This is a genomic window from Erythrobacter donghaensis (assembly GCF_001557325.1).
Taxonomy (GTDB): Bacteria; Pseudomonadota; Alphaproteobacteria; order Sphingomonadales; family Sphingomonadaceae; genus Erythrobacter; species Erythrobacter donghaensis_B.
In genome coordinates this window covers 1-7,180 of sequence record NZ_LSJS01000260.1, presented here as the reverse complement: position 1 = coordinate 7,180, position 7,180 = coordinate 1, and the positions used below count along the sequence as shown (strand labels likewise).

The window sequence follows — 7,180 nt, the reverse complement described above, 5'->3', positions numbered from 1 at the left end:
TACATCAACCGTTCAACCACCGAGGAACTGTCCGGAAATTAAGGGGCAACTACAGAGCGGCACACTTAAAGCGGCCCATCATGCCCATGGCAAAAACTACAGCGTAACATGCCGACCCAAGGAAAGTATGGAGAGATCCTGTGGAGGGGAGGGGGAAGGCAATGGCGAGCAACGACAGGAGGCAAAGATGCTCGTCACCTTCAGAATCAAGGATCGCGAGACAAAGCTCCACTCAAAGCCCGCCTCGATTACAGCACTCGAGCTGGCAGCACTGGTCAGGAAACTGCATGGCGAGCACGGCACGATCGACGCAGACATGGGAGAATTCGGCTACGCGCCGCTCAACTTCGAAATCAATGCCAACTCGCTGTCGATTGCTGCATTCTCAGCATGCTTCGGATATCCGTGGCGTCTCGAACAGTCACACGCGATGTTCATCGGCACTACCGGGGCGGGCAAAACGACGGAGCTGAAAAAGCTGGTCACACAGGCGCGCGCCCGTGGCCATCGGTGCGTGATCTTCGATCTGACGGGCACCTTCGTAGAGAGCTTCTACGATCCGGACACAGACGTGATCCTCAACCCGATGGACAAGCGATGCCAGCCCTGGTCGATCTTCAACGATTGCCGAAATTATGCCGAGTTCATGAGCGCAGCAACCGCGCTAGTGCCGAGCGGCCACAGCGCATCGGATGACTTCTGGCAGCAATCGGCGCGTACGCTTTTCGTCGAGATGTGCATGAAGCTGATCAAGATGGGACGCCCGACGAACGCAGCTCTTGCCTACTACCTGATGCAGTCGGACCTCAAGACGATCCATGCCCAGCTGGAGGGCTCTGTGGCAGGACCAATGATGTCTCCCTCTGCTGCAAAAATGGCCGAGTCGATCCGCACAACTTTCATCGCCAACGGCAACGTCATCCGGTTCCTGCCAGCGCCAGCAAAGGGGCAGAAAGGCTTCTCGATCACAGACTGGATGACGACCGACGTGAAGGAAGGCTCGATCCTCTTCATCACGTCGACCCATCCGGACCTGACGCTCAACAGGCCCCTGCTGACGTTGTGGATGGATCTCTGCGTGAACGCTCTCTTCAAAATGGGCCGCACGCGCAATCTGCGTACGTGGTTCCTCATCGACGAGGTGCATGCGCTGCACCGGCTGCCCGCGATTGATCACGGGCTGCAAACAGCGCGTGCTTTTGGCGGCGCCTTCGTTCTGGGCATGCACTCATTCGATAAGCTTGAAGAGACCTACGGCGAAAACGGAGCCACGAATCTGGCATCACTCGCGGGCACGAAGCTCATTCTCAAGACCGCCGATCCCGAGACGTCACGGCGGTGCTCCGAGTTCATCGGCGATCGGCAAGTCCGCATCATGGATGAAGCCTATTCCTACGGCTACAATGACAACCGCGACGCATCGACGATCACGCCGCGAAGCAACGTCGAGGAACTCGTGATGCCGGTCGATATCAGCAACCTTCCGAGCTTGCATGGCTTCGTCAAGTTCCCGGATGGCTTCCCGGCCGCCCGTATTCTTCTCGAGTGGAAGGATTACCCCGTCAAGGCGACCGGCTTCGATCGCGTTGATGACCTCCACGCCGCAGAATACGCCCCCAGTGCCGAGGAGATCGCGGAAATGGGGGGTGGTGATCGAGAGGGTGGGAGAGAGGAAGAGCAGCTGTCCGTGTTGGCTGATGAAGCAGAAATGGCGGTGAGCGACGCCGAGAGGGAAGCGGAGGCATTGAGGGAGGAGCTGGAGGGCGTGGTCGATCCGGACCGTGAGATCGACAAGCAGCGGTTGGAGCTGAAAACGGAAGATCCGGATCAAAGCGACGGGCGAGCCGGTGGGGCAAAACAAAACGGGCTTGGTTACGTCCGACCGAAAAAGAAGGATGACGGCGGCCACCGGAAGCTCGCCCGCAAGGATTTGGAGGAGCGCGCTGGAAAGCAGCAAAAGGGGCAGATTGAAAAGCCGAACGCAAACCGTTCGGGTGGCCAGGAAAGCCAGCTGGAAAGGGAGAACCGGCAGGGTTTCGGGACCGAGAAAAAGGACCGCGATGACCCTTCGATCGACGACGATATGGACCTTGGCCGATGAGCGCCGCGCATCACCAAAGGGGCACGTCATCGCGGCCAATCCCGTCAATCGGGGCTCGCATGAAAATGGTGCGGACCTCTGCCCGCCGAAGATATGTTCCGAGCAATGAGAGCGGAAATTCGAACGCACGAAGCTCCTTCCGATATCATCGTTGTCACCATCGACGACAAGACGCTCAATGCCCTGCAGACGAACCTTCCGGACCGGAAGAAGGATGCGCAGCTGCTTGATCAGCTGTTCGAGGCAGGTGCGAGCAGGGTTTTCTTCGACAAAGCATACGCGGACCCGACCAATTCGACATCAGACGAAGCATTCGAAGAAGCTCTCAAACGTCACCCCGAGACCTATCTGGCAATCGCACCCCCGCTTAAAGAAGGGGTTCACGAATACGAGGTCGTTCAGCCCATCGAGCGGTTCAAAGAAAACGCTCGTCTGGCCTCGATGATCGGTCAGAGCGGCCCGTTCAACCTGAGCTACGTCTTTCCGACCGCAACGCCCGTGGGCAGAGGTTCGGTTCCGTCAATCTCGGCAGGGCTAGCGGGCTATCGAGGGCCGCAAAAAGAGTATCGGCTCGACTTCGGCATCGACATCCACTCGATCTCACGCGTGAGTTACATCGACGTCCTGCAGGGACGGTTCGATCGGGACACATTCCGAGGTCATGCGGTTGTCGTTGGCCAGACGTATACGGGCACTAGTGATGTGCACTATGAGCCCTTGGGATCGAAGATCCCCGGTGTTTATTTCCATGCACTCGGCGCGCACACTCTACGAGAAGGACCGCCGATGGATCTGGGGTGGATCCCGGGGTTGATCCTGTCGGCTGCCCTCATGCTATGGCAGGCGACCCTGAGGAAACCCGCATACCGTGTAGCCGCGGGCGCCTTGGCGCTGATGATTACAGTGCCGCTGATAATGGACTATCTCTCCATCGGCGTCGACGTCTTCCCCGCCCTTCTGTGTCTTACGATCGGTATGGTCGCGCTTGAGCGCCAAGCCCGGCGGGTCTTCGACGAATCTACTGGCTGCCTGCGCGTTGAGGCGCTCGAAAGTGCAACACCTGACGATGGCGTCCTCGTCTTCGCCCTCAAGATCAAGGAGTTCTCGTTCATCACCAGAGATTCCTCAAACAAGGTGATTATCGACTTCATCAGGGAAGGCGCCCGACGGCTCACAACCACGGAAGGCAAGGTCGACTTCGCGTTTCACAAAGACACCATCATCTGGCTGAGGCCCAGGATCGAAACGGCAGAGCTCGCAGACCATCTGGCGGGGCTGCAAGCTCTCTTCAGGAGGGGGATCGCCCATGCAGGAACAAAGGTCGATGTCGCGGCGCACATCGGCGTTGACGCAAACTACGAAGCTTCGATCAGGTCGCGTATAGCCACAGCGATTCAGTCGGCCGAAGATGCGCTGCAAGCCTGCACACCTGCCATCATAGCAAACTCAGACTATCTGACTGCACGCGACAAGCGACTGACGCTTCTGTCGGATCTCGATGAAGCAATGGCCCGAAACACGGTTCAGGTGGCTTACCAGCCCAAGATCGAGCTCGCCACCGGGAGAACCGTCGGTGCGGAAGCTTTGCTGCGTTGGACGCATCACGAGCACGGTGCCGTACCCCCTGAAGAAGTCGTCGCGATGGCAGAGACCCATAACCGCATCGATGACCTGACGATGTATGTCATTGACACAGCATTGGCGGGTGCACGCCTCGCTCGGCAAATCGATCCTAAATTCCAGATTGCCATCAACATATCGGCGATTGCCCTTACCAGGGTGCAGCTGATTTACGACATCACCTTCCTCATGTCGAAGCACCACATCCCGGCCGAGAACATCATTTTCGAGGTTACCGAGACTGCTCCGCTCGATGACAGGCGCGTGGAAGCCGTCATGAGCGCACTTCGCGAATTCGGTATTCACCTGTCGATCGACGATTTCGGCACCGGGCACGGCGCTCTGAATTACATCAAGCGCATCCCAGGTACTGAAGTGAAAATCGACCGGTCGTTCGTAGCCGACATGACGGTTTCGGCCGAAAGCAGATCCGTCGTCCAAGCGACAATTAATATTGCACACTCGCTCGACCGGAGGGCAGTCGCCGAGGGCGTCGAAGATAGAGAGACCGCTGCGCTACTCGCAGACATGGGTTGCGACTATGCGCAAGGTTACCTTTTCGCGAGGGCGATGCCCATCAACGACCTTCTCCAGCACATGCGGCAAATACGGATCGCTGCCTAGCTCTTGCCAAACAATAACGATATGTTAACCATCCCTGTTAGCACACGGCGTGCCAACAGGAGGTCAGCATGTGGAATTGGTTCAGGGAAACCTTCGGCTCCCGTTGAGGGCTGTCCGAAGCCGATGAAAGGAAGCCCCGGGTTGCCCGGGGCTTTTTTGTTGGTGTCCGACGAGATTGAGAACCGAATAATTCCGGGGCCTCTATAGGTCCGGCGGAATGGCCAGTGAGGAGATGGGCGGAAGAGGCTAGCACCAAGGCAGAACAGCGAGGGTTGCAAGCATGGCTGAAGCGAGGTCTCTGCCATCGGCAAGCCTGCACGAAGCGACGGAGCGGCCATAACTTTCACGGGACGAGAAACACGAAATCGCCTTGGCACGTACGAGATGTGGCCGCTGCTTAGGAGACCAGTCGCAGTGCCTTACCAGCTCAATAAGAGCATCATGGAACCGTGGGGCCGAAGCAGACAGACATGGCTGTCCGCGGCGCGCGGACATATCTTGTACGTCGATCAGGGATCCCCATTGAACGCCGATTGGCAATTCAGGATTTATTATCTCAACGCTACTAAGCTGATGCATCCCACCCTTCGAGATATATGTCTGATGAAGCAGATCTTTCTTGCCGCGCTCGGTACCGTCGCTGCAGCTGCGAGTGCCGAGAATACTCAGGTCGCAGTACAATCTCTGTTCGACACGCCGGCGCAAATCGTCAGCGAGAAAGGGGCAGTATCGGTTCAAGATTGTCAGCAGTGGTCCACCAATCTCAACTCACTGCCTGACAACTTTGCTTGGTTCGCAGATCAGACGCTTGCACAACAGCCGGTGCGGGGGGAATTCGAAACGGCGACCGAATATGCCGCCCGGGTTCAAAGCTGGAAAGTGGGTTCAAGGATCTGGCTGAATGCAGGCTTTGAAATCGATCCTGATGACTTCACCTATGATCCAGATCGTGAAGTACTTCGGCTGACCCCGACAAACGCCATTATCGGAGGCGAATCGGAATTCGACGATCTTGGGACTTACGTCGGCGCAAACGCCTTCGGGGTCACGCGGGAAGTCCGGCGTAGAAAACTTCATTCCCGGGTAGTCTCAATAGAGGGCTATGACCATGTAATGCCACAAGGACGCGAAATCCCGATGGACCGAGAAACTGCCGCGGACCTAGAGAAGAACGGGCGGCTGCATGTCCTTGGCTATTTGCGGGATACGGATGGCGAGTTCAGCCGCGGCGTGCCGACACTAGACAGGCCTTCAGATTTCACGTTGTCGCGGAAAATCTTGTTCATCGTGCCTGTTTGCTTTGCCGTCGTTCACCGGGGCCAGCCTGTCGATGGCCTGCAATGGCTATACACACCTGACGCTCCAGCGACTCCGGCAAGACTACGAGGAAACGCCGCCCAGTACATGGCGGAGGAACTAACTTCGTTTCTGCGCCGCGATACTGAAAGCGGCTCGGCCGTCTGGACGGTCAGTGTCGATGAGCTTGGTCGAGCCAGGTCATGCAGGCTAGTCCGTTCTTCCTTCGGGCCAGAGAAAGACGAAAAGATTTGTCGCATCATCGCGCGCTACGCGAGGTTTGAACCAGCCAATGTGAACGGCTTGCCGTTTGCATCCGAATTTACATCAACGATCAAGCTCGGACCTAACTGAGCACATCTCAAGTCCACGCGTTCACCCTTTCGAGAGACGATGTAGAAATTCAATCAGGCAAAGCGGCTGCATAAGGCGTTTGAAGGGCACGTAACATATCAATGGACTCATTAAATGTTGCGCTACCGCCAAGGTAGAACGGTGCCAGTCGCCAGCATCGCTGAAGCGAGATCTCTGCCATCAGCAAGTCGACATGAAGCGACGGTGCGGCCATAGCTTTCGCTTGATGATCGGCATGAGATGGCCTTGGCTCGTATCGAGATGTGGCCACTGCTCAGCCGACCAGTCGGAGTGCCTAGCAGCTGGACAAGCGCATCACGAGCCTGCTCTGCCGAAGCAGAAGGGCACGGATGCCCACGGCGACACGACCCATCCATTTCCCGCGCCGCAATTCCCTCGATGCGTATCTTAGGACCTTCCTTGCACCAGATCGGCCCGTCCCCGTCCCAGACGGCGATAGGTGTACAGATGAAGGCAATGGAACCGAGAAGAGGCACCGATCCGAGTTAGCACGCCGTTGGAGGCGACGCCTAGAGCCTAATCTCGGCTCCGAGCAACCTTTGAGAGAACCTTGTCGGCGAAAGCAACAGCATCAGCGAGTTCGGAAAGAACGCTTTGACGGTCAGAATTCGAAGGCGGTATTTCAGAACGAGCTTGAGGGCTCAGATGCCAAAAAATCGTTCCATTTCGATCCTGCAGTGCAACGCCGCGATCGGCAAGCTTGCGCATCACCAGAGTGACACCGGCGTCAGATAGTTGCCACCCACGCTTGATTGAGGATCGATGAAGCGCCCCGATTGCAGCGAGGGGACCGGCTAAATCATGGGCTCGAGAGTTGACCGGCACATCAGCCATGCACTCGTCGGCCGATTGCATCCGCTCCGCGATCGCAATCGCTCGTTCGTGCACGGCATGGGCCGCCTTCGTCCAAGATGCAATCACCTGCACGGTGCCAAGCTGGAGGTCGTCACGGAAGATGGCGCGGCTGACAATGCCGGGAACCGGGGCGGGGGAAGCCATGGTGAGGAGGGCCAGGTTGACGGCCCAGGCGCCTCCGGCCTCCGCGCCGCGGCCTGGCGGTGGGCAAATGAAGCGCCAGTCGGTCCGCAATGAGCAAAGTGCAGCAAGTAGGGGTCACGACATAGAACGGGCCCCGATATACGCTCTCATGACTGCCATCCGAGA

General features: G+C 57.6%; 4 protein-coding genes. 3 read left to right on the top strand and 1 reads right to left on the bottom strand.

From position 1 onward, the window contains the following. Positions 1-187: 187 nt before the first annotated feature. The 3 genes from AX692_RS15170 to AX692_RS19790 all read left to right on the top strand — a co-directional run bounded on the left by AX692_RS15170 (position 188) and on the right by AX692_RS19790 (position 5,995). On the top strand, positions 188-2,101 hold the full coding sequence (locus tag AX692_RS15170; RefSeq protein WP_230961066.1) for a type IV secretion system DNA-binding domain-containing protein: 1,914 nt from the start codon (positions 188-190) through the stop codon (positions 2,099-2,101). A gap of 93 nt (positions 2,102-2,194) precedes the next feature. After that, entirely contained in the window at positions 2,195-4,345 is a 2,151-nt protein-coding gene (locus AX692_RS15165; RefSeq protein WP_073977753.1) for an EAL domain-containing protein, read from the top strand. Between the two features lie 522 nt (positions 4,346-4,867). After that, positions 4,868-5,995: an energy transducer TonB gene (locus AX692_RS19790; protein WP_196491810.1), complete on the top strand. Its 1,128-nt coding sequence runs from the start codon at positions 4,868-4,870 to the stop codon at positions 5,993-5,995. Between the two features lie 537 nt (positions 5,996-6,532). Here AX692_RS19790 and AX692_RS19785 read toward each other — a convergent pair. Next, positions 6,533-7,015 (bottom strand): hypothetical protein, encoded by a 483-nt coding sequence (locus AX692_RS19785; protein WP_155646342.1) that lies wholly within the window; start codon positions 7,013-7,015, stop codon positions 6,533-6,535. Between the last annotated feature and the right edge of the window lie 165 nt (positions 7,016-7,180).